This window comes from Streptomyces sp. NPDC047974 (assembly GCF_040653375.1).
Lineage (GTDB): Bacteria > Actinomycetota > Actinomycetes > Streptomycetales > Streptomycetaceae > Streptomyces.
In genome coordinates, this window is the sequence record NZ_JBEZNU010000056.1 from 1 (window position 1) to 21521 (window position 21521).

Consider the following 21521-nt stretch of genomic DNA (forward strand, 5'->3'; position numbering starts at 1 on the left):
GGTACTGCAGGGGGGACCCTGTGGGAGAGTAGGACGCCGCCGAACAATTTTTAGCCTCAACCCCCGGACCATGTCCGGGGGTTGAGGCATTTTTGTACCCTCTTGCACGGAGTGATTGATTCCGGAATCATTTCCCGCCGTGACTCTCTTTCTCGCCGGTGTGCTCGGCGCGTTTCTCGTCGTTCTCTATCGGCTCTTCGTCGTGCCCCGCCGGGCCGCTGCCTGGGCTCTGGAGCGGTTCGTCGCCTCCGCCTACGGGCTACCGCCCCGCGAGGCGCTCGACCCCCGTCGTGCCGGACCGCCGGCGCCGGCCCATCGGACGCGGGAACGGCAGGCCGTCGCCGACGCCGCGTGGGGCGGGGACTGGGCGGCGGCCGACCGGTACGTGCGGGCGGCGGGAGAGGACTGGGACGAGCGGTGGGCCCGGCTTGAGGTGCTGCAGCAGGTCGCCGAGGAAGACGATGCCTGGCTGGACGCCTGGCGTGCCGCCGACCCCGGCAACTGCGATGCCGCCACGCTCCACGCGAGCCTCCTGGTGCACCGCGCCTGGGCGATCCGGGGAAGCGGTTACGCCCACGAGGTCTCCGGCTACGACATGAACGAGTTCCGTGCCCTGCTCCCGGCCGCGATCGAGGAGGCGCGGCGGGCCTCGCTGCTGGATCCGGCGAACCCGGGGCCATGGGTCGTCATGATCACGGCGGCGCGCGGAGCGCAGTACGGCCCGCGGGAGTTCGATCGGCTCTGGGACGGTCTCGTCGCCCGGGCGCCCCACCACTTCGAGGGCCACTGGCAGGCGCTCCAGTACTGGTGCGCCAAGTGGTTCGGCAGCGACCAGCAGATGATGAGCTTCGCCCGGCGCGCGGTCCGCAACGCCCCGCCCGGCAGCCCGCTGGCCGGGATCTATCTGCACGCGCTGGACGAACTGCTGCGACGCACGGCCTTCGCGCTGCCCGCGGGGCCCGTGGGCCGGCGGATGCTCAAGCGGGTCGCCGCCTCCTTCGAGCGGGTGGACCCCGATCACGAACTCCTGCCGGGTCTGCGGCACCGGCTGGCGGACGCCATGGTCCGCACCATGATGTACGGCCCCGCGCTGGAGCAGTTCCGGCTGATCGGGCCGTGGTGCGGGGCCGATCCCTGGCGGAGGGACGGCAACGCGGTCGTCGCCTTCGAGACGGCGCGCGGGACGGCCGCGAAGCTGTCCCGCGTCCGACCCGCGCCCGCAGCCAGGGTGCAGGACATCGGCCGCTACTGAGCGGGCTGCGGCTCAGTCCTGGACGGGATGCGCCTCCGCGTACCAGTCGGCGTAGGCGTCCGCGTCGATGGCGGGGTTGCGGAGCAGCGCCCAGAACGTGTCGTCGGGTTCCGGCGGGAGCGGCGGGCTTCCGAGGTCCGCGTGGAGGTCGTCGCGCCACAGCGGGACGTACAGGGCCCGGAGCGTGGGGATCTCCGCGACCGCCCGGTAGGCGGAGCCGCGTACCGCGTGGGCCAGTTCGACGGCGGCCGTGGCCCGGATGCGGTCGCCGCGCGACTCCGCCCACGCCTTCACCGCCCGCAGGCGCAGGAGCGCGGGGCCGTCGAGCGGAGGCGTACGCGCCGGGGCGTGCCGGGCGTCCAGGGCGTCCAGGGCGTCCAGCGCCTTGGCCAGCTCGGGGTATGCCGCCAGGCCGGTCTCCTCGGCCAGCCGGCGGGCCTGCTTGCCGGCCGCCTCCGCGACGCGCTCCGGAGGGGCGGTGGCGACGACGGCGCCGAGCTCGCCCAGACCGTAGAGGTAGCCCACCTTCAGGCGTTCCGACGGGTCCTCGGGCAGGTCGAGCGGGGGCGGTTCCGCGTCCGGGCCGGGCAGGGGGGTGCCCGTGTGCTCCCACTCGGGGAGGCGTTCGCACGGGCCCTCCCAGATCAGACGGCCGGCGAAGACCACCGGGCCCGCGGGCGCCGTGCTCTCCAGGCCGTCCGCCAGCCGCGTCAGGAACGCGCCGAGGGAGTCGGACCTGCCGAAGGTGGTGCCCGTCTCGTCGAAGAAGCGGCCGATCGTGCCGTACGTGTCGCGGTGCGGGTCGCAGTCGATGGCGACCCCGTCGGCGGTGACCTCGTACGAGCCGAACTGCACGTAGCCGTGGGCCCAGTAGCCCACCGCGTCCTCCTCGTCCAGGTCCCCGGCGACCGCCCGCAGGAAGCCGGTCGACTCCACGATGTCCCGGAGGCCGAGGAGCCGGTCGTGGGTGTCGAAGCGGAGCGCCTCGGGTCCCCGTCGGGTGCCGTCGTGGCGCAGCAGCGAGGCGCGGAGGTCCGGCGGGAAGACGAGCCCCAGCTCCCGCTCGGTCGCGCGGATGTCCTCCTCCCGCGCGGGAGGAGCGAGCGTGGCGAAGGTACGGGGCGCGTGCGTCAGGAGCCAGCGATCGATGCGGTCCCATGCCGCGTCCACCAGGTGCGTCGTCATGCCGCCGAGCGTAGTCAGCCCCACCGACAGAGCCGCGCCTGGGCCGCCCTGACCCCCCGTCCGATCATCGGTTGACCGCCTCCGGGCGGGTCCCCAGGGTGAGGTCGTGACGACGAACGACCTGACGACGAACGACCGTACGCCGCCGATCGGCGCGGCCCGCTGGCTCCACCTCTCCGCGGACGGCTGCCCCGCCCCGGCCTCCGCCGACCTCCCCGCGCTCGCCGACGAACTGGCCGAGGCCCTGCGCCATCCCGATCCCGAGCTCCGCGACGGCGCGCCGTACGTCGTGCTGCGGACCTGGATCGAGCGGGACGTGATCGACCGGGCGCTGCGTGCGCGCCTGGGTGCCGTGATGGCCGCCCGCTTCGACGACCCCGAGATCCAGGCGCGTGCCTTCGCACCGCTGGTCCTCGACATGATCGTCGCCCGCGGCGACTTCGACCCGGCGTGGCTCGCCGCGTTCCGGCGCTGGTACCCGGCCGAAACCGACCTGCGCGACCACGACCCCCGGCTCGGCTGGCTGCACGCCGTCGCGCACGGAGCCGACCTGCTCGGCGCCTTCGGCTCCCACCCGGACGTCGAGCCGGGCGCGATGCTCGCGCTCGCCGCGGAGCGGCTCGTGGCCCCCACCGGCACGTCTTCGCCCAGCAGGCGGACGACCGGCTCGCGCAGGGCGTCGCCCGCACCCTGAACCGGCCCGAGCTGACCGAGGCCGAGGCGCTGCGCTGGCTGGACCCGGTCGAGGCGGCCTTCGCCGCCGGGCGGGAGCCGGGCGTGCCCACGACGGCGGCGCACGTCTCCAACGCCATGCGCACGCTGCGGATGCTGTACCTGCTCGCCGACGTCGGCGTACGGCCCCGGACCGGCGCGCCCGTCCCCGTACGGACCCGGCACGCGGAGGCGCTGAAGCGGCGCCTCGCGGAGGTCCTCGCCCCGGTGTTCCAGGCCGCGTGAGGACGGTGTGGGGGAGGGCGGCGTGAGAGCGCGGTGTGACGGCCGGCGGCACCCGGCCGCCCCCGCGACGCGTCCGGCGCGTGCTCCGGGGCCGTGAGGCGCGTCTCATCGTCGCCCGGCCGCCTTGCTATGCAACCAGTTGCATAGCAGGATCGGTGGCATGGCGCTCGAACACGCGATCCTCGTCTCCCTGCTGGAGAAGCCGGGGTCCGGATACGAACTGGCCCGGCGGTTCGAGCGGTCCATCGGCTACTTCTGGACCGCCACCCACCAGCAGATCTACCGCGTCCTCAAGCGGATGGAGAACGACGGCTGGGTGGCCGCCCGCGAGGTGCCCCAGCAGGGGAGGCCGGACAAGAGGGAGTACTCCGTCGCCGACCTCGGGCACGCGGCGCTCAGCTCCTGGCTGCACGAGCCGATCGAGCCCGAGAGCGTCCGGCACGACCTCGCCGTGAAGATCCGGGGCGCCGCCTTCGACGACCCCGCCGGCCTCGTCCACGAGGTCGAACGGCACCGGCAGGCGCACACCGACCGCCTCGCCCACTACCTCGCCGGCGAGGAGCGCGACTTCCCGCCCGCCCCCGACGGGGCCCCGGACGCCGAGCGCGAGCTCCAGCACGTCGTGCTGCGCGGCGGCATCGCGTACGAACGCATGATGATCGCCTGGCTCGACGACGTCCTCGCCACCCTGCGCCGGTTCTGAGGCACGCCCCCCGGAACCCGCCCCGCGCTCTCGCGCACCCCGATCCACCCCGATCCACCCTCATCCACCCTCAAGCCCAAGGCGGTTACCCCATGACCGACGCGCTCCTCTTCAACCCCCGCACCTACGACCCCGCGCACTTCGACCCCGAGACCCGCCGGCTGCTGCGCGCCACCGTCGACTGGTTCGAGGAGCGCGGCAAGCGCCGGATCATCGAGGACTACCGGACCCGCGCCTGGCTCGGCGACTTCCTCGCCTTCGCCGCCAAGGAGGGGCTGTTCGCCACCTTCCTGACCCCCGCGGCCGAGGCCGGCGAGAGCGACGGCGACGGCACGGGCGACAAGCGGTGGGACACCGCCCGCATCGCCGCCCTCAACGAGATCCTCGGCTTCTACGGGCTCGACTACTGGTACGCCTGGCAGGTCACCATCCTCGGCCTCGGCCCGGTCTGGCAGAGCGACAACGCCGCCGCCCGCGCCCGTGCCGCCGCACTCCTCGACCAGGGCGAGGTGTTCGCCTTCGGCCTCTCCGAGAAGACGCACGGCGCCGACATCTACTCGACCGACATGCTGCTCACGCCCGACGAGGAGGGCGGCTTCCGCGCCACCGGCTCCAAGTACTACATCGGCAACGGCAACGCCGCCGGCCTCGTCTCCGTCTTCGGCCGCCGCACCGACGTCGAGGGCCCCGACGGCTACGTGTTCTTCGCCGCCGACAGCCGCCACCCGGCCTACCACCTGGTCAAGAACGTCGTCGACTCCTCCAAGTTCGTCAGCGAGTTCCGCCTGGAGGAGTACCCGGTCGCCGCCGCCGACGTGCTGCACACCGGCCGCGCCGCCTTCGACGCCGCCCTCAACACCGTCAACGTCGGCAAGTTCAACCTCTGCACCGCCTCCATCGGCATCTGCGAGCACGCGATGTACGAGGCCGTCACCCACGCCCAGAACCGCGTCCTCTACGGCCGTCCCGTCACCGCCTTCCCGCACGTGCGCCGCGAACTCACCGACGCCTACGTGCGCCTGGCCGGCATGAAGCTCTTCAGCGACCGCGCCGTCGACTACTTCCGCACCGCCGGACCCGACGACCGCCGCTACCTCCTCTTCAACCCGATGACGAAGATGAAGGTGACCACCGAGGGCGAGAAGGTCATCGACCTCATGTGGGACGTCATCGCCGCCAAGGGCTTCGAGAAGGACAACTACTTCGCCCAGGCCGCCGTCGAGATCCGCGGCCTGCCGAAGCTGGAGGGCACGGTCCACGTCAACCTCGCCCTCATCCTCAAGTTCATGCGCAACCACCTCCTCGACCCGGTGGACCACCCGGCCGTCCCCACCCGCCTGGACGCGGCCGACGACACGTTCCTCTTCCGGCAGGGTCCCGCCCGCGGCCTCGGCTCCGTCCGCTTCCACGACTGGCGGCCGGCCTTCGACGCGTACGACCGGCTCCCGAACGTCGCCCGCTTCCGCGAACAGGCCGACGCGCTCTGCGACTTCGTCCGCACCGCCGCGCCCGACGAGGCCCAGAGCCGCGACCTGGACCTGCTCCTCTCCGTCGGCCAGCTCTTCGCGCTCGTCGTCCACGCCCAGCTCGTCCTGGAGCAGGCCGCGCTCACCGGCCTCGACGACGACGTCCTCGACGAGCTCTTCGCCGTCCTCGTCCGGGACTTCTCCGCCCACGCCGTCGAGCTCCACGGCAAGGACTCCGCCACCGAGGCGCAGCAGACCTGGGCGCTCGGCGCGGTCCGCCGTCCCGTCGTCGACGAGGCCCGCACCGCCCGCGTCTGGTCCCGCGTCGAGGCCCTCTCCGGCGCGTACGAGATGAAGCCCTGACACCGCCGGTCCGGGCGGGCCGCCCGCCCGGACCCCGGCCGTCACCGGGGACCCCTACGATGATCGCTCATGAGCACGAATGACGACGACGGCAGACCCCTCGTCGACGGACGGTTCCGGCTGGTCTCCCGGCTCGGCAGCGGCGGCATGGGCACCGTGTGGCGGGCCCGCGACATCGCCCTCGACCGGGACGTCGCCCTCAAGGAGGTCCGCCCGCCGGACCCGGCCGTCGAGGCGGCGAACCCCGGCCTGACCGCCCAGATGCGGGAGCGGGCCGTCCGCGAGGCCCGGGCGCTCGCCCGGCTCTCGCACCCGCACGTCGTGACGGTCCACCACATCGTCGAGCCCGCCGACGGCTCGGCCCCGTGGATCGTCATGGAGCTGGTCGAGGGCAGCTCGGTCGCCGACCGGCTGGCCGCCGGTCCGATGTCCGTCCCCGAGGCGATCGCCCTCGGCCGGCAGGTCCTCGGCGCCCTGCGCGCCGCCCACGCCGCCGGCATCCAGCACCGCGACGTCAAGCCCGCCAACGTGCTGCTGCGCGCCGAAGGCGGCGCCGTGCTCACCGACTTCGGCATCGCCGTCCTCGACGAGTCGACCTCCCGGCTCACCGCCTCCGGCGACCTCATCGGCTCCGCCGAGTTCATCGCCCCCGAGCGGATCCGCGGCGAGGAGGGCAACCCGGCCTCCGACCTGTGGTCCCTCGGCATGCTCCTGTACGTGGCCACCGAGGGGCACCACCCGCTGCGCCGCGCCACCAGCCTCGCCACCGTCGTCGCCGTCCTCGACGACCCGATCCCGGCGCCGGTCCGCTCCGGTGCCCTCGCGCCCGTCCTCGCCCGCCTCCTCGTCCGCGACCCGGCCCAGCGGCCGGACGGCGCGGAGCTCGACCGCCTCCTCGCCGAAGCCGAACGGGCGGCGGGCGTACCCGCCGACGCCGTCCCCGCGGGCTTCGGCCCGCCGACGCCCGTCCCGTACCCGGCGCCCCTGCCCCACCCGTACGCCCAGGCCGCCCACCGGCCGCCCGCCCCGGCCCCCCGTCCCGCCCCGCGCAAGCGCCTCGCCCGCGTCGCCGGCGGCCTGGTCCTCTCCGCCGCCCTGCTCGCCCTCGGCATCACCCAGTTCCTTCCCGAGGGGGGAGACGGCGACGGGAAGCAGGCCGGGGCCACGCCCCGCGCGTCCTCACCAGGCACGACGACCGGACCCACGACCGCCCCCGCCACCGCCCCCGCCACCGCCCCCGCGACCGCCCCCGGCGACCTCCTCACCCCCGACGGGGTCCGCACCGCCCTCGCCGCGTTCCGCGAGGCCACCGGCGTCACGACGATCAAGCAGATGTTCGTCTACGACGAGTACGCCATCGCCGAGATCCCGACCGAGCAGGGCGCCAAGACCTACGACCGCTACCAGTTCCGGGACGGCAAGGTCAGCCGGCAGGGCGTCGGCGGCACCATCGGCGCCTCGGACGCCGACGAGCAGCCCTTCGACCCCGCCGTACTGCCCTGGGACGACCTGCCGGTCCTGATGCAGCGCGCCGACCGCGAACTCAAGGTGGACGCGCCCAGGACCCGGCACATCGTCGCCGAGCGCTGGACCTTCAACGAGGACCGCCCCACCCTCCTCGTCTACCGCACCAACGAATACAGCGCCGTCGGCTACCTCGCGGTCGACGCCGACGGCAAGCAGGTGCACAAGCTCACCGCGGACTGAGGCGCCACCCTCCCCCTCCGGGGGACAATGGCCCGCGTGAACCATGACGACCCGTACCTGTGGCTCGAAGACGTCGACAGTGAGGCCGCCCTCGCCTGGGTGGCCGAGCGGAACGCCGAGACGGAGGCCGAGCTGGCCTCCGGACCCGGCTTCGACGCCTTCGCCGAGCGCCTGCGCGAGGTGCTCGACGCCGTCGACCGCATCCCGTACACCACCCGGCGCGGCCCCCACCTCTACAACTTCTGGCAGGACGCCGAGCACGTACGGGGCCTGTGGCGGCGCACCACCCTGGAGCAGTACCGCAAGGACGCCCCCGAGTGGGAGGTCCTGCTCGACGTGGACGCGCTCGCCGAGGCCGAGGGCGAGAAATGGGTGTGGGCGGGGGCCCGGGTGCGGCGGCCCGACCACGACCGGGCGCTCGTCAGCCTCTCCCGCGACGGCGGCGACGCCGTCGTCGTCCGCGAGTTCGACCTGCCGTCCCGGAGCTTCGTCGAGGACGGCTTCACCGTGCCCGAGGCGAAGACCAGCATCGGCTGGGTCGACGACGACACCGTCTTCGTCGGCACCGACCACGGTCCCGGCTCGCTCACCGACGCCGGCTATCCGCGCACCGTCCGCCGCTGGCGGCGCGGCACCCCGCTCACCGAGGCCGTCACCCTCTTCGAGGGCGAGCCCGGCGACGTCTCCGCCTGGGCCTGGCACGACCCCACCCCCGGCTACGAGCGCGACTTCGTCGGCCGCTCCCTCGACTTCTTCCGCAGCGAGACCCACCTCGTCACCGCCGACGACCGGCTCGTGCGGATCGAGGTCCCCGAGGACGCCGAGGTCTACGCCCACCGCAAGCACCTGATCGTCACCCTCAAGTCGCCCTGGCTCGGCCACCCCGCCGGAGCCCTCCTCGCCTTCGGCTTCGACGCCTTCCTGGCCGGCGACCGCACCGCCGAGGCCCTCTTCGTCCCCGACGAGCGGACCGCCCTCGCCGGACACTCCTGGACCCGGCACCACCTGATCCTGGAGACCATGCGGGACGTCAGCACCCGCATCGAGGTCCTCACCCCGCGCGAGGAGGGCGGCTGGTCGCGCGCCCCGCTCGCCGACGTGCCGCCGCTGTCGGCGGTCGCCGTCACCGACACCGACCCGGACGTCTCCGACGAGTACTTCCTCGACGTGTCCGGCTTCCTCCAGCCGTCCACGCTCACCCGCGGCGACATCGGCGGCGACACCGAGATCCTGCGCCAGGCGCCCGCCCGCTTCGACATCACCGGGCTCGCCGTCGAGCAGGCCTTCGCCGTCTCCGACGACGGGACACGCGTCCCGTACTTCGTCATCGGCCCCGACCGCACCGAGGGCCCCGGCCCCACCCTCCTGTACGGCTACGGCGGCTTCGAGGTCTCCCTCACCCCGTCCTACGCCTCGCTCACCGGGCGCGGCTGGCTGGAGAGCGGCGGCACCTACGTCATCGCCAACATCCGGGGCGGCGGCGAGTACGGCCCCGACTGGCACCAGGCCGCGCTCGGCGCCCACCGGCACCGGGCCTTCGAGGACTTCGCGGCCGTCGCCCGCGATCTCGTCGCCCGGGGCATCACCACCCCGGAGCGGCTCGGCGCGGCCGGCGGCAGCAACGGCGGCCTCCTCATGGGCGCCATGCTCACCCGCTACCCCGAGCTGTTCGGGGCGATCGTCTGCCAGGTGCCGCTGCTCGACATGGTCCGCTTCCACAAGCTGCTCGCCGGCGCCTCCTGGATCGCCGAGTACGGCGACCCCGACGACGAGGCCGACCTGCCGCACCTGCGGGAGCTCTCCCCGTACCACCGGCTCACCGCCGGCGCCCCCTACCCGCCGGTGCTGCTCACCACCTCCACCCGCGACGACCGGGTCCACCCCGGGCACGCGCGCAAGGCGGCGGCGCGGCTGCGCGAGCTGGGGCACCCGGTGCTCTTCCACGAGAACACCGGCGGCGGCCACGCGGGCGCCACCGACAACGCGCAGGCCGCCCGCAACAAGGCCCTGATGTACACCTTCCTGCGCAGGCACCTGGGCTCCTGACCCCCGCGGTCAGAGCCAGCCGTGCCGCTGCGCCTGGAGCGCCAGCTGGAAGCGGTTGGTGGCGCCGAGCCGGGCCATCAGGACCTGGATGCGGCGGAAGAGGGTGCGGCGGCTGACACCGATCTCCCGGGCGATCACCTCGTCCGCCGCACCCCCGGCGAGCAGCCAGAGCAGCCGCCGGTCGGCCGGCGGCAGCCCGCCCGGGAGCGCGGTGCGGCCGTGGAAGGGCAGCGCGTCCCGCCAGGACTGCTCGAAGAGCGCCACGAGGGCCGAGAACAGTCCGCACGGCTGCACCACCAGCATCGTGGTGAACACGTCGGCCTCCCGGATCGACAGCGACACCAGCGCGTACGCCTCGTCGATGATCACCAGTTTGACCGGCACGGACGGCAGCACCCGGGCCTGTTCGCCGGCCGCGATCACCGGCTCGATCGCCTGCTCCAGATGGCCCGGCTGCTCAAGGGAGGCCCGGGAGTAGATGACCCGCTGGGTGACGCCCCGGGCGAGGGTCGCGAGCGCGTCGTCGGTGGCGCCGGGGACCGTGAAGTACGGCGGCGAGTCCAGCTGCCGGATCTGCTGCCGGGCGCTCGCCCACGCCTGCCGCATCCGCGGCCCGATCGCCTCCCCGGTCACCACCTCCACCAGGTCGTCGTCGTACGCGGCGAGCCGCTGCCGCCGGAACGACTCGAAGGCGCCGCCCACGGTGATCCGCGACTCGTCCAGCTCCGCCGCCCGGTGCCGGCCCAGGATCTCCAGGCCCGCCGCCGGGGGCACCGGGGCCACCGTGTCGCCGCCGTCGACCGCCGGGCTCGCGAGCCCCGCGTCGACCAGCTCCCCGTACGCCTCCGACAGCGCGGGCCCCTCGACCCCGGCCGCCGCGCCGACCGCCGCCAGCGGGGCCGGCGCCCGCTCCAGGAGCTCGCGGTAGACCCGCGCCGCCGTCTCGCCGAGGCCCAGGAGCCGCAGCGCCTCGCCCAGTCTCGCGTTCGCCATGGCACCCATTCTGGCCGCCGCCCGCGCCCCCGTGTGTCCGATCCGTGCCACTGGCACTCCTCGGCCCCACGGCGCCCCGGGCCGGGCTACGTTCCGTGAACCGCCGACGACCGGCGGTTTCCCGCAGGGACTCTCGACGAAGGAGCACGACGTGGCGAAGGGTCGCAAGAACGGCCTGTACGACGGCATATCCGAGGAACTCTCCGCGCTGATGCGGACCGGCTGGGCCGACACCGAGAGGCACGACCTGACCGAGTCGGAGCAGGCGCCGTACGCCGCCGCCCGGCGCGCCGCGCTCTCGGCGCGCTTCCCCGGCGAGCGCCTGGTCGTCCCGTCCGGCAACCTCAAGGTCCGCTCGAACGACGACACGTACCCCTTCCGTCCGCACTCCGCCTACGTCCACATGACCGGCGACCAGGCCCGCGACTGCGCCCTGGTCCTGGAGCCGCGCGAGGACGGCGGCCACGACGCGTACGGCTACGTCCTGCCCCGCGACGGCCGGGACGACGACACTTTCTGGATCGGCTACACCGCCGAGCTGTGGATGGGCCGCAGGCTCTCCCTCGCCGAGGCCGAGCGGGTCCTCGGACTGGCCTGCCGCGACGTCCGCGGGCTCCCCGCCCACCTGGCCGCGGGCGCCGGCGTGCCCACCCGGATCGTGCGCGGCGTCGACCCCGCCCTGGAGGCGGCCGTCACCACCGACGAGGAGCGGGACACCGAACTGGAGGACGCCCTCAGCGAGCTCCGCCTGGTCAAGGACGCCTGGGAGATCGGCGAGCTCCGCAAGGCCGTCGACTCCACCGTCCGCGGCTTCACCGACGCCGTCGGCGACCTCTCCACCGCCGTCGCCACCTCCGAGCGCTGGATCGAGGGCACCTTCTTCCGCCGCGCCCGCCTGGAGGGCAACTCCGTCGGCTACGGCTCGATCTGCGCCGCCGGCGACCACGCCACGATCATGCACTGGACCTCCAACGACGGCCCGGTCCGCCCCGGCGAACTGCTCCTCTTCGACGCGGGCGTGGAGACCCACTCCCTCTACACCGCCGACGTCACCCGCACCCTCCCCATCAGCGGCACCTTCACCGACGTCCAGCGGCGGGTGTACGACGCCGTGTACGAGGCGCAGCAGGCCGGCTTCGACGCGGTGAAGCCCGGCGCCCCCTACCGCGCCTTCCATGAGGCGGCCCAGCGGCACCTGGCGGCGAAGCTGGTGGAGTGGGGCTTCATCGAGGGGCCGGTGGACCGCGCGTACGAGCTCGGCCTCCAGCGGCGCTTCACCATGGCGGGAACCGGCCACATGCTCGGTCTTGACGTGCACGACTGCGCCTCCGCGCGCAACGAGGAGTACGTCGACGGGGTCCTCGTGCCGGGCATGGTCCTGACCGTCGAGCCGGGCCTCTACTTCCAGCCCGACGACCTGACCGTGCCCGCCGAGTGGCGCGGCATCGGCGTCCGCATCGAGGACGACCTGCTGGTCACGGAGGCGGGCCACGAGAACCTGTCCGCCGGGCTGCCCCGCACCTCCGCCGAGGTGGAGGAGTGGATGGCCCGCGTCGCGGGCTGACCGCCGGGGACGCGCGGGCCCGGATGTGCGGCCGGGCCCGCGCCCCCCACCCGGGGGGCGCGGGGGCGCGCGGCGGCGGAGGGACACGCTCCGTTGTCCGGAATCCGGCCCTCGCCCTACCGTCGTGTGACCGGCCGGACCGGCCGGACCACGCACCGTTGGGGGTGACCGTGAGGCTCCGTCTCATCTCGCTCTACTGCTCGAAGACCGAGGACGACCACGGCGAGGACGAACAGCGACTGCTCGTCAACGGCGTCCAGGTGTGGGGCGCCGAATCACCCGGGCTGAACAACCGGGACACCGCCGACCTCACCGCCGTACCGCCCGTACCGTTCGGCACGCGGGCGCGTGTCGAACTCCTCGACCACGACTCGCCGGACGACGACGACCTGCTCGGCCGCTTCTACGCCGGGCCGGCCATGCTGGGCCTCGGGGAGCTGGAGTACAGGTTCACCGAGGACGACGCCGACTACACCCTCACCTACGAGGTCGTCGCCTAGGCCGCGGGGCCCGGGCCGCGCCGCGCCGGGCCGGGCGACGCGAGCGGCCACCGGGACTGCATCATGTGATCATGATGCAGTCCTTCCTGCCCGTCCTCGAACGCGTCGCCGAGGAGATCGAGGGCCTCGCCGGCCGGGGCCGCCCGGCCGACTACATCCCGGCGCTCGCCGCCGGCGACCCGAAGCTGTTCGGGATGGCCGTCGCGGAAGTGGACGGCAGCGTGTACGGGGTGGGGGAGTGGCAGCGGCCCTTCTCCACCCAGTCCGTCACCAAGGTCTTCAGCCTCGCGCTCGCCCTCGCCAAGGAGGGCGACGAGCTGTGGGAGCACGTGGGCCGCGAGCCCTCCGGAAACCCCTTCAACTCGCTCGTCCAGCTGGAGTACGAACACGGCATCCCTCGCAACCCGTTCATCAACGCGGGCGCGCTCGTCGTCACCGACCGGCTCCACCGGCTCACCGGCGACGCCTCCGGCGCCCTGCGGGACTTCCTGCGCGCCGAGAGCGGCAACGACGACCTCGACTTCGACCGGGACGTCGCCGCCTCCGAGGGCGAACACGGCGACCGCAACGCCGCCCTCGCCCACTTCATGGCCTCCTACGGCAACATCACCACCCCCGTCCCCACCCTGCTGCGCGAGTACTTCCGGCAGTGCTCGGTCGAGGCCTCCTGCGCCGACCTCGCCGTCGCCACCGGCTTCCTCGCCCGGCACGGCGTGCGCGCCGACGGCAGCAGGCTCCTCACCCGCAGCCAGGCCAAGCAGATCAACGCCGTCATGCTGACCTGCGGCACCTACGACGCCGCCGGCGACTTCGCGTACCGCGTCGGACTGCCCGGCAAGAGCGGCGTGGGCGGCGGGATCATCGCCGTCGTGCCCGGCCGCTGCACCCTGTGCGTGTGGAGCCCCGGCCTCGACGAGCGCGGCAACTCGGTCGCCGGCGTCGCCGCCCTCGACCGCTTCACCACCATCACGGGCCTCTCCGTCTTCTGACCGCCCGCCGCCTCCCCGGGCCCGGATGCGGAGCCCCGCCGCACGGGGTACACCTCCGGTGGGGCGCCGTGAGCGCCCGGAGCGAAGGAGGTCGCCGTGGACAACCGCACCACCGGATTCGTGCAGTCCTTCAACCGCCGCGCCGGATACGGCTTCGTGCTGCCCGTCGGATCGGAGGAACCCGTCTTCTTCCGGGCCGAGGACGTCGAGGACGGGGTCCGCTCCCTCTCCGAGGGCCAGCAGATCACCTTCGTCCTCGTCCTCGGCCAGGGCCGCTTCGAGGCGCGCGAACTCCGCGTCTGACGGCCCTGCCCGGTCCACCGTCCGGAGCAGCCCCGCTACGGCCGCCCGCCCGCGTCCAGGGTGCGCCGCAGCCACTCGGTGCGGGCGGCCGTCGCGGCCCGGCTCAGCGCCGCGCCCGGGGCGAGGGTGTCGAAGCCGTGGTACGCCCCCGGCCACACGTGCAGCTCCGCCGCGCCGCCCGCCCGCCACAGCCGCTCCGCGTACGCCACGCCCTCGTCCCGGAACAGCTCCGCCGCACCGACGTCGAGGTAGGCGGGCGGCAGCCCGGACAGGTCGGCGGCGCGGGCCGGCGCCGCGTACGGCTCCACGTCCCCGGAGCCGTACGCCCCGCCCAGGTACGCCTGCCAGACGGTGGCGCCCGTGATCCGGTCCAGGGTGTCGACGCCGTCCTGGAGGCGTGCGGAGTCCTGGCGGCGCGCGGAGCCGGAGCCGTCGCCGTCGCCGTCGCGCGTCGGCCGGTCGTCGAGCATCGGGGAGAGCAGCAGCTGGCCGAGGGCCCGGGGGCCGCCCCGGTCGCGGAGGAGCAGCGCGAGCGCCGCGGCGAGGCCGCCGCCCGCGCTCTTCCCGCCGATCACGATCCGGTCCGCGTCCACGCCCAGCCGTCCGGCGTGCGCCGCCACCCACTCCAGGCCCGCCCGGCAGTCCTCCACCGCCGCCGGGTAGCGGGCCGCCGGGGCGAGCCGGTACGCGACGGAGACGACCGCGATCCCCAGCGGCCCGGCCCAGGACGCCAACACCCGGGGCAGCACGGACCGGGCGTTGCCCATGACCAGGCCGCCGCCGTGCATGTAGTACAGGAGCGGCAGCGCCCCGCGGGCCCCGGCCGGCCGGGCGTGCACCAGGGTGACCCCGGGCCCGCCGGGCGGCCCCGGCACCCGTACCTCCTCCACGGTGAAGGCGCCGTCCCCGGCCAGCTCCGGCAGTGGGGGACGGGGACGTACGGCGGCGTCCGCCGCCTGCCGCTCGGCGAGGTTCCCGAGCGTGAGCGGCTCGCGCGCCAAGCCGCCCGAGGCGGCCAGTACGGCGCCGAGTTCGGGATCGAGGGGTACGGCACGGGCGTTCTCGGGTCGGTCCATGCCACCGCACCGTACGGCCTGCCGGGCGGCGGCGCCCGTGCCAGGGTGGGGGACATGACCATCGAAGTCCGCCCGGCCTCCGTCTACGAGGACGTCCGTGCCGTGATCGGCCCCAAGTCGCCCACGGCCAACGTGTGTTTCTGCCTGAGCTACCGGATCCCGTCCAAGCTCAACAACGAGCTGCGCGAGCCGGCCAGGGGCGAGTACGTCGCCGGCCTGTGCGCCCAGGACCCCCCGCCGGGCGTGCTCGCCTACGACGACGGCGAGCCGGCCGGCTGGGCCGCCGTCGCACCCCGGGCGGACACCACCTTCGCCCGCAACCGGAAGATCCCGCACGTCGACGACCTGCCGGTGTGGTCGCTCTGGTGCGTCAGGGTCCGCCCGGGCCACCGCAAGAAAGGCGTCAGCCACGCGCTGATCGCGGGCGCCGTCGAGTTCGCCCGCGCCCACGGGGCGCCGGCGGTGGAGGCCTACCCGCTGGACAACGGCGACGCGCGGGTCGACCTGACGATGGCGTATCCCGGGCTGCGGAAGAACTTCGAGCGCGCCGGCTTCGTGTGGGCCGCCGACACCACCTCGGTGCTCTCCGGCCACCCCCGGATCCTCATGCGGTACGACCTGCGCTGAGGAGCGTCCGGCGCGGTCCTTCTCCCTCTTCACCGTACAGCGTACGGGGGGCCTTGCGGCAAGGTCCCCCGGATGCCGCAGAATCGGCGGCTGAACAGCACAAACAGATGGGGGAACACCATGTTCGACGCCGATGTCCTCGTGGTCGGCGGCGGGCCGACCGGGCTCGTGCTCGCCTCGGAGCTGCGCCTGTGGGGCCTGCGGCCGCTCGTCCTGGAGAAGGCGGCCGAGCCGAGCGGTCACAGCCGCGCGCTCGGGCTGCACGCCCGCAGCATCGAGGTGATGGACCAGCGCGGCCTGCTCGACCGCTTCCTCGCCCGCGGACAGCAGTACCGCGTCGGCGGCTTCTTCGCCGGGCTCGGCACCTCCTGGCCCGAGGGGCTCGACACCGCCCACTCCTACGTCCTCGGCATCCCGCAGAACATCACCGAGGAACTCCTCGACGAGCACGCCCGCGAGGTGGGCGTGGAGCTGTGGCGCGGCCGGGAGCTGGTCGGGTTCGAGCAGGACGAGGAGGGCGTGACGGCCGAGCTCGCCGACGGCACCCGGCTGCGCGCCCGCTGGCTGGTCGGCTGCGACGGCGGCCGCAGCACCGTGCGCGCCCTGACCGGGATCGGCTTCCCCGGGGAGCCCGCGCGGCACGAGACGCTGATCGCCGAGGTGAGGATCGGGGTGCCGTGGGAGGAGGTCCTCCCGGTGATGGCGGAGGTCCGGAAGACGCAGACGCGGTACGGCGTGATGCCGCTCGGGGACGGGCTGTACCGGGTGGTCGTGCCCGCCGCCGGACTCTCCTCCGAGCCCCGTTCCGCGCCGACGCTCGACGAGCTGAAGGAGCGTCTGACGGCCGTCGGCGGTACCGACTTCGGGGTGCGCGAGCCGCGCTGGCTCTCCCGCTTCGGTGACGCGACCCGGCAGGCGGAGCGGTACCGCGAGGGCCGGGTGCTGCTCGCCGGCGACGCCGCCCACATCCATCCGCCGACCGGCGGACAGGGGCTCAACCTCGGCGTGCAGGACGCCTTCAACCTCGGCTGGAAGCTCGCCGGGGAGGTGCTGGGCTGGGCGCCCGAAGGCCTGCTCGACACGTACCACTCGGAGCGCCACCCGGTCGGCGCCGCCGTGCTCGACAACACCCGCGCCCAGATGGAGCTGATGTCCGGGGAGCCGGGGGCGCAGGCGGTGCGCCGGCTCCTCGCGGAGCTGATGGAGTTCGACGAGGTCAACCGCTTCCTCATCGGGAAGCTCACCGCCGTCGACCTCCGCTACGACTGCGGCGAGGGTCACGAGCTGCTCGGCCGGCGGCTGAAGGACGTGCCGCTGAAGGAGGGCCGGCTGTACGAGGCGGCCCGTGACGGGCGCGGCCTCCTCCTCGACCGCACCGGGACGCTCGCGGTGACCGGCTGGGAGGACCGGGTGCGCCGGGTCGCCGGAGCGGACGCCGAACCGGACGTGCCGGCCGCGCTGCTGCGGCCGGACGGGCACGTGGTCTGGGTCGGCGACGACCCGGCGGGGCTCCGGGACGGTCTGGAGCGGTGGTTCGGGGCGCCGTCCGCCGGGTGAGACCGGCGGACGGCGCCCGGAGCCGGGCGACGGTTCAGCAGGACGGGCGCTGGGCGTGCGCCGGATCGAGGGCGTTGAGGACCAGCCGGGTCGCGACCCCGTTGTAGGAGATCCCGAGGTGCTCGGTGAACTCGGCCGGGCAGGCGTCCTGCACCCGCTGGTTGACGACGTTCGGCGCGGGCGCGAGGAACGACGAGGTGTACGGGGTGACCACCTCGTCGTAGCGGCTGGCGATCACCGTGTAGGAGACCGCCGGGTGCGTCTCGCCGCCCGCGTTGAGCGCCGTCACGAAGTCGGAGCCGGTGATCTGCTGGGAGCAGGCCGTGCAGGCCGACCCGAGGAGGGCGTCTCCGCCGGGGAAGGCGCGGGCGAGCAGCCCCATGCCCCACAGCGAGGTGCCGTGGTTGGTGGGGGCGAGGGCGACGAGCCGGCCGACGGCGGCCGAGCCGCCCAGGTGCTTGATGTAGTGACGGGGCATCATGCCGCCCTGCGAGTGGCCGACGAGGTCCACCTTCGCCGCGCCCGTCGCCGCCCGCACCCGCTCCACGAACGCGGCCAGCTGCTGTGACGAGGCGGTGATGTCACCGGTGCCGGTGACCGGGCCGAGGCCGCCGCCGTAGTTGAGCGCGTAGACGCAGTACCCGGCGGACTTCAGGCGCGGGGCGAGCCCGGCCCAGTTCGCGTACCGGTTCTCGAAGGTGCCGTGCACCAGGACCACCGGGCGCGGGTGCTCGGCCGTCGGCCGGCAGCCCCAGTCGTTCGCCCCGGAGGGGACGGCCGTCGGCGCGAGCAGCGAGTAGCCGTACGCCGAGAGGAAGTCGCCCTGCGGCGGGCCCACCGGATCGGCCTCGACGGCGGTCGGGGCGGGGGCGGCCTGCGCCGGGGCGGCGCCGGTGAGCGCGAGGCAGAGCGCGGCGGCGGCGCCGGTGACGGCGGCCGTGATCCGGCGACGGGCGGCGGTGCCGCTGGTGCCTGTGGTGCGGGAGGTGCGTGTGCGCATGGGGGTGCCTTCCTCGTGACGGGGTGATGTGTGGCGGAGAAACCTGTGACGGGGGAGAGACGCGGAAGCTACTGGCGCGTAACGTCGGGTCCACAGTGCTGTCACCGGCTCCGGCCGGACCAGGGAGGCGGAGTCCGTACGCCGGAAAACGGTCACGCGCGTGACACCTTCCGGCGCGCCCGCCTCACGCGCGTCGACACCGTCCGAAGTCCGTTCCGAGAGGGAGCCGCGAGATGGAGTACGTGCCGCAGCCGCCGTCCGGCCGGGCGCCCGCGGACGGTGCCGGCGCCCTCCCGGGGCCCGGGTCCGACGGCGGAGGTGCCTTCGCCCGGGCCCCCTGGCACGAACTGCCGCCCGGGCTCGCCGCGCTCATCCGGCCCCGCATCGACGCGATCGTCGCGGAGATGGTCGAGGCGATCCGCGTCGAGGTGGCCCCCTACCGCAGGCCGCTGGACTCCGCCGTCGGGCGGGACCTGGTGGAGTCGATACGTCGCGCCCTGCTCCAGTTCGCGGAGCTGGTCGAGCACCCCGACAGCCCGCAGGACCACCACCTGCGGCACTTCAGGGAGCTGGGCCGGGTCGAGTACCGCAGCGGGCGGACGACGGACGGCATCCAGGCGGCGTTCCGGGTCGGCGCCCGCGTCGGCAGCCGCCGGTACGCCGAGGTCCTCCAGGCCGCGGCCCTCCCGCCCGAGCTGGTGCTGCCGCTGCACGAGGCCGTCCTCGTCCACATCAACGCCCTGTCCAACGAGGCCGTCGCGGGCTTCCGGGCCGAGCGGCTGCGCTCCGAGGGCGCACTCAAGCGGGCCCGGCGCACCCTGGCCGAGCGGCTCCTCGAACCCCCGGGTCCCGGCGCCGACCGGCCGTCTCCGGAGCCGCTCGCCGAGCGGGCCGGCTGGCCCCTGCCCCGTACCCTCGCCTGCCTCCTCGTCAGGCCCGGCGGCGGCCGGCCGACGGTGCCCGGAGCCGACGCCGGACTCCTCGCCGCCCAGCGGGGCAACGACCTGGTGCTGATCGTGCCGCTGCCGGAGCATGAGCCGGGCGGGGGGACGCGGCAGGGGCCGGCCGGGCCGCTCGACCGGATCCGTACCGCGCTGCGCGGCCGCACCGCCGCCCTGGGCCCCGCCGTCGCGCCGGACGAGGCCTGGCTGTCCCTCCAGTGCGCCCGCGCCGCCCTCGACCGCAGGACGGCGGCCGGTGCGGGCGCCGGCGGGGGCCTCCCCGGGGCCGGGCTTCCCGGCGGGGACTTCGTCCTGGCCGAGGAGGAGCTGGGGGAGCTCCATCTGCTGCGGGCAGCGCCCGTCGGCCGGCTGCTCGCCACGCGGCTCCTCGCTCCCCTCGCGGAGCTGCCGCGCGGTCGGGCCGACCGGCTCGCCGAGACCCTGGAGGCGCTGCTGATGTCCTGGGGCCGCACCGCACCCGAGGTCGCCCGGGTGCTCGGGATCCACCCGCAGACCGCCCGCCGCCGGCTGCACCGGCTCGACGCCCTGTTCGGCGAACGGCTCGCCGACCCCGCCTTCCGCTTCGAGGCCCTCCTGGCCCTGCGCACCCGCTCCCTCCTGGGGGAAGGGCGCCCCTGACACCTCGTACGCGTGTACGACATACCTGTGGACGTGTATTCACCGGATCCGGTGACTGAGGCCAAGGTGAAACGTCCCTCCCGCCCCGACTACGGCCACGCTCGACGTGACACTTGGACCCATCCCTGTGGAGCGTCCGATGCAGCTGATCCCCCGTCATGACCCCCACCTCGCCGTCCGCGCGGCCGGCGCCCTGACCGTCGCCGTCCTCCGCGGCGAACTGGACCTCGTCCTCGTCCGCCATCTGCGGCCCGAACTCGACGCGCTCGTCCGCGAGGCCGACGCCCTCGCCGTCGACATCCGCCCGCTGGGCTTCTGCGACGCCACCGGCCTCGGCCTGCTCGCCCACTGCGCCCGGAGCACCCGCGCGCGCGGGGCGCACTTCCAGCTCGTCTGCGACCAGCCGTGGATCCTGCGCCTGGTGCGCCTCACCGGGCTCGACGAGCTGCTGCGGCCCGAGCCCGTGCTGCGCCCGCTGCCCTCGCCACCGCTGCCCGGCGGTCCCCGCGCCCGGGCGGAGCACCCGGTCTGAGGCCCCGCGATACGGTCGCCGCATGTCTGAAGTCCGGCTGACCACGCCCTCCTTCCTCGTCCTCGGCATCATCGACGCGCTGGGCGAGGCCAGTCCGTACGACGTCAAGGTCGAGGCGGCGCGGACCGTCGCCCCCTTCTGGTCCGTGCCGCACGCCCAGGTCTACGCCCAGTGCGACCGGCTCCTGGAGGCCGGACTGCTCTCCGAGGTGCGCCAGGAGGGCGGCCGGAACAGGCGGCTGATGCGGCTCACGGAGGAGGGCGCGACGGCGCTGCGCGGCTGGCTCGCCGACCCCTCCTTCGTCCCGGTCGAGGCGCGCGAACGGGGCATCCTGAAGCTCTGGTTCGGGGCGAGCCCGCGCGTCCACGCCCCGGTCCAGGTCGCCGAGCACCGGCGCACCCTGGAGGAGTACGAGGGGCTGGCGGACGAGGTCGGCGGGCTGCTGAGCCGCGGGCAGCGCGAGGCCCTGGAGTTCGGCATCCGCTACGAGCGGATGATGGTCGACTTCTGGGGCTGGGTCGGCAGCCGCGAGCCCGCAGAGGGTCCGGGGGAGCCCGGGGAGGGTCCGGGAGAGCCCGGGGGTGGTCCTGAACAGTGCTGACCCCTGGTAACACGACTTTGTTACCGACCGGTTGACCCCGGCCGGGACCGGCCCTACCTTCCTCCATAGTCCAGAGTGGACTATTGCGCACCCTCGCAGAGGAGGACCGCCGTGGGGCGTCCCACCAGCACCAGACGCGGAAGGGTGGCCGTCGTCGCGCTGACCGCGGTCTGCCTCGCGTACGCGCCGATCGCGTTCACCGAACTCTGGCCCTACGCCCGTCCCGGCGCGCCCGCCGTCGGCGAGTGGCTCCTCGGCCGCGCGGTCTCGCCCGAGTTCGTCGCCGACGCCGTCCGCGACCGCATGGGACCGTACGGCCGCAGCCTCGTCCCGCTGATCGTCCACTCCGTCCTCGGCGGCCTCCTGATGCTCCTGGGCCCCGTCCAGCTGCTCAGCGCCGTCCGCCGCCGGATCCGCCTCCACCGCGCCCTCGGCGTCGTCTTCGCCGCGACCGTGTACGTGTCGATGGCCGGGGCCGCCGTCTACCTGATCCGCACGCCCCCGGAGCGCGCGTTCAGCG

General features: G+C 74.4%; 20 protein-coding genes and 2 pseudogenes. 18 read left to right on the forward strand and 4 right to left on the reverse strand.

The window, feature by feature from the left end; translation table 11 throughout:
• The first annotated feature begins 139 nt into the window (after window positions 1-139).
• The gene (locus AB0E19_RS36750) at window positions 140-1252 is read left to right on the forward strand and encodes a hypothetical protein (protein WP_362188966.1); all 1113 of its coding nucleotides are present in this window, start codon (window positions 140-142) and stop codon (window positions 1250-1252) included.
• Between the two features lie 12 nt (window positions 1253-1264).
• Here the strand turns inward: AB0E19_RS36750 and AB0E19_RS36755 are convergent, their stop codons facing one another.
• Window positions 1265-2437, reverse strand: coding sequence for an SMI1/KNR4 family protein (locus AB0E19_RS36755; RefSeq protein WP_362188969.1), 1173 nt, complete (start codon window positions 2435-2437; stop codon window positions 1265-1267).
• 106 nt (window positions 2438-2543) lie between these two features.
• On the opposite strand from AB0E19_RS36755, the gene AB0E19_RS36760 reads away from it, so the two are divergent.
• The 7 genes and pseudogenes from AB0E19_RS36760 (at window position 2544) to AB0E19_RS36790 (ending at window position 9679) form a co-directional block, all read left to right on the forward strand.
• Window positions 2544-3131 (forward strand): DUF2785 domain-containing protein, encoded by a 588-nt coding sequence (locus AB0E19_RS36760; RefSeq protein WP_362188972.1) that lies wholly within the window; start codon window positions 2544-2546, stop codon window positions 3129-3131.
• Window positions 3128-3214 (forward strand): annotated as a pseudogene (locus AB0E19_RS36765) (hypothetical protein); the annotation flags it as partial. The gene AB0E19_RS36760 and the pseudogene AB0E19_RS36765, both read left to right, overlap by 4 nt.
• Entirely contained in the window at window positions 3215-3394 is a 180-nt protein-coding gene (locus AB0E19_RS36770; protein WP_362189021.1) for a hypothetical protein, read from the forward strand.
• 160 nt (window positions 3395-3554) lie between these two features.
• The gene (locus AB0E19_RS36775) at window positions 3555-4097 is read left to right on the forward strand and encodes a PadR family transcriptional regulator (protein ID WP_362188975.1); all 543 of its coding nucleotides are present in this window, start codon (window positions 3555-3557) and stop codon (window positions 4095-4097) included.
• 92 nt (window positions 4098-4189) lie between these two features.
• Window positions 4190-5926 (forward strand): acyl-CoA dehydrogenase family protein, encoded by a 1737-nt coding sequence (locus tag AB0E19_RS36780; RefSeq protein ID WP_362188978.1) that lies wholly within the window; start codon window positions 4190-4192, stop codon window positions 5924-5926.
• Between the two features lie 69 nt (window positions 5927-5995).
• Window positions 5996-7633: a serine/threonine-protein kinase gene (locus AB0E19_RS36785; protein WP_362188981.1), complete on the forward strand. Its 1638-nt coding sequence runs from the start codon at window positions 5996-5998 to the stop codon at window positions 7631-7633.
• Between the two features lie 36 nt (window positions 7634-7669).
• Window positions 7670-9679 (forward strand): prolyl oligopeptidase family serine peptidase, encoded by a 2010-nt coding sequence (locus tag AB0E19_RS36790; RefSeq protein ID WP_362188984.1) that lies wholly within the window; start codon window positions 7670-7672, stop codon window positions 9677-9679.
• Between the two features lie 9 nt (window positions 9680-9688).
• On the opposite strand, the gene AB0E19_RS36795 is transcribed toward AB0E19_RS36790, so the two are convergent.
• A complete protein-coding gene (locus AB0E19_RS36795) occupies window positions 9689-10672 on the reverse strand; it encodes a LuxR family transcriptional regulator (RefSeq protein ID WP_362188987.1) in 984 nt (327 codons plus the stop codon).
• A gap of 151 nt (window positions 10673-10823) precedes the next feature.
• On the opposite strand from AB0E19_RS36795, the gene AB0E19_RS36800 reads away from it, so the two are divergent.
• From AB0E19_RS36800 to AB0E19_RS36815, 4 genes are all read left to right on the forward strand, one after another.
• Entirely contained in the window at window positions 10824-12236 is a 1413-nt protein-coding gene (locus AB0E19_RS36800; RefSeq protein ID WP_362188990.1) for an aminopeptidase P family protein, read from the forward strand.
• Between the two features lie 170 nt (window positions 12237-12406).
• Window positions 12407-12736: a hypothetical protein gene (locus tag AB0E19_RS36805; protein WP_362188993.1), complete on the forward strand. Its 330-nt coding sequence runs from the start codon at window positions 12407-12409 to the stop codon at window positions 12734-12736.
• Between the two features lie 71 nt (window positions 12737-12807).
• Window positions 12808-13725, forward strand: coding sequence for a glutaminase (locus AB0E19_RS36810; RefSeq protein ID WP_362188996.1), 918 nt, complete (start codon window positions 12808-12810; stop codon window positions 13723-13725).
• A 96-nt stretch (window positions 13726-13821) separates the two neighbouring features.
• Complete coding sequence (locus AB0E19_RS36815) at window positions 13822-14028, forward strand: cold shock domain-containing protein (protein WP_346768547.1); 207 nt, start codon at window positions 13822-13824, stop codon at window positions 14026-14028.
• A 35-nt stretch (window positions 14029-14063) separates the two neighbouring features.
• Here AB0E19_RS36815 and AB0E19_RS36820 read toward each other — a convergent pair whose 3' ends face one another.
• Window positions 14064-15104 carry an alpha/beta hydrolase gene (locus AB0E19_RS36820; RefSeq protein WP_362189000.1) on the reverse strand — a complete coding sequence of 347 codons (1041 nt, stop codon included), beginning with the start codon at window positions 15102-15104 and terminating at the stop codon, window positions 14064-14066.
• A gap of 54 nt (window positions 15105-15158) precedes the next feature.
• On the opposite strand from AB0E19_RS36820, the gene AB0E19_RS36825 reads away from it, so the two are divergent.
• Window positions 15159-15731, forward strand: a complete 573-nt coding sequence (locus tag AB0E19_RS36825) for a GNAT family N-acetyltransferase (protein ID WP_362189003.1) — start codon at window positions 15159-15161, stop codon at window positions 15729-15731.
• A 120-nt stretch (window positions 15732-15851) separates the two neighbouring features.
• Window positions 15852-17288, forward strand: coding sequence for a rifampin monooxygenase (rox, locus tag AB0E19_RS36830; RefSeq protein ID WP_362189006.1), 1437 nt, complete (start codon window positions 15852-15854; stop codon window positions 17286-17288).
• Window positions 17289-17322: 34 nt separating this feature from the next.
• Here rox and AB0E19_RS36835 read toward each other — a convergent pair whose 3' ends face one another.
• On the reverse strand, window positions 17323-18288 hold the full coding sequence (locus tag AB0E19_RS36835) for an alpha/beta fold hydrolase (RefSeq protein ID WP_362189009.1): 966 nt from the start codon (window positions 18286-18288) through the stop codon (window positions 17323-17325).
• 233 nt (window positions 18289-18521) lie between these two features.
• Here AB0E19_RS36835 and AB0E19_RS36840 point away from each other — a divergent pair, with 233 nt between their 5' ends.
• The 4 genes and pseudogenes from AB0E19_RS36840 to AB0E19_RS36855 form a co-directional block, all read left to right on the forward strand.
• The gene (locus AB0E19_RS36840) at window positions 18522-19868 is read left to right on the forward strand and encodes a helix-turn-helix domain-containing protein (RefSeq protein WP_362189012.1); all 1347 of its coding nucleotides are present in this window, start codon (window positions 18522-18524) and stop codon (window positions 19866-19868) included.
• A gap of 139 nt (window positions 19869-20007) precedes the next feature.
• Entirely contained in the window at window positions 20008-20400 is a 393-nt protein-coding gene (locus AB0E19_RS36845) for an STAS domain-containing protein (protein WP_362189015.1), read from the forward strand.
• A 22-nt stretch (window positions 20401-20422) separates the two neighbouring features.
• Window positions 20423-21001 carry a PadR family transcriptional regulator gene (locus AB0E19_RS36850; RefSeq protein WP_362189018.1) on the forward strand — a complete coding sequence of 193 codons (579 nt, stop codon included), beginning with the start codon at window positions 20423-20425 and terminating at the stop codon, window positions 20999-21001.
• 111 nt (window positions 21002-21112) lie between these two features.
• A pseudogene (locus AB0E19_RS36855) lies at window positions 21113-21521 on the forward strand (DUF2306 domain-containing protein); the annotation flags it as partial.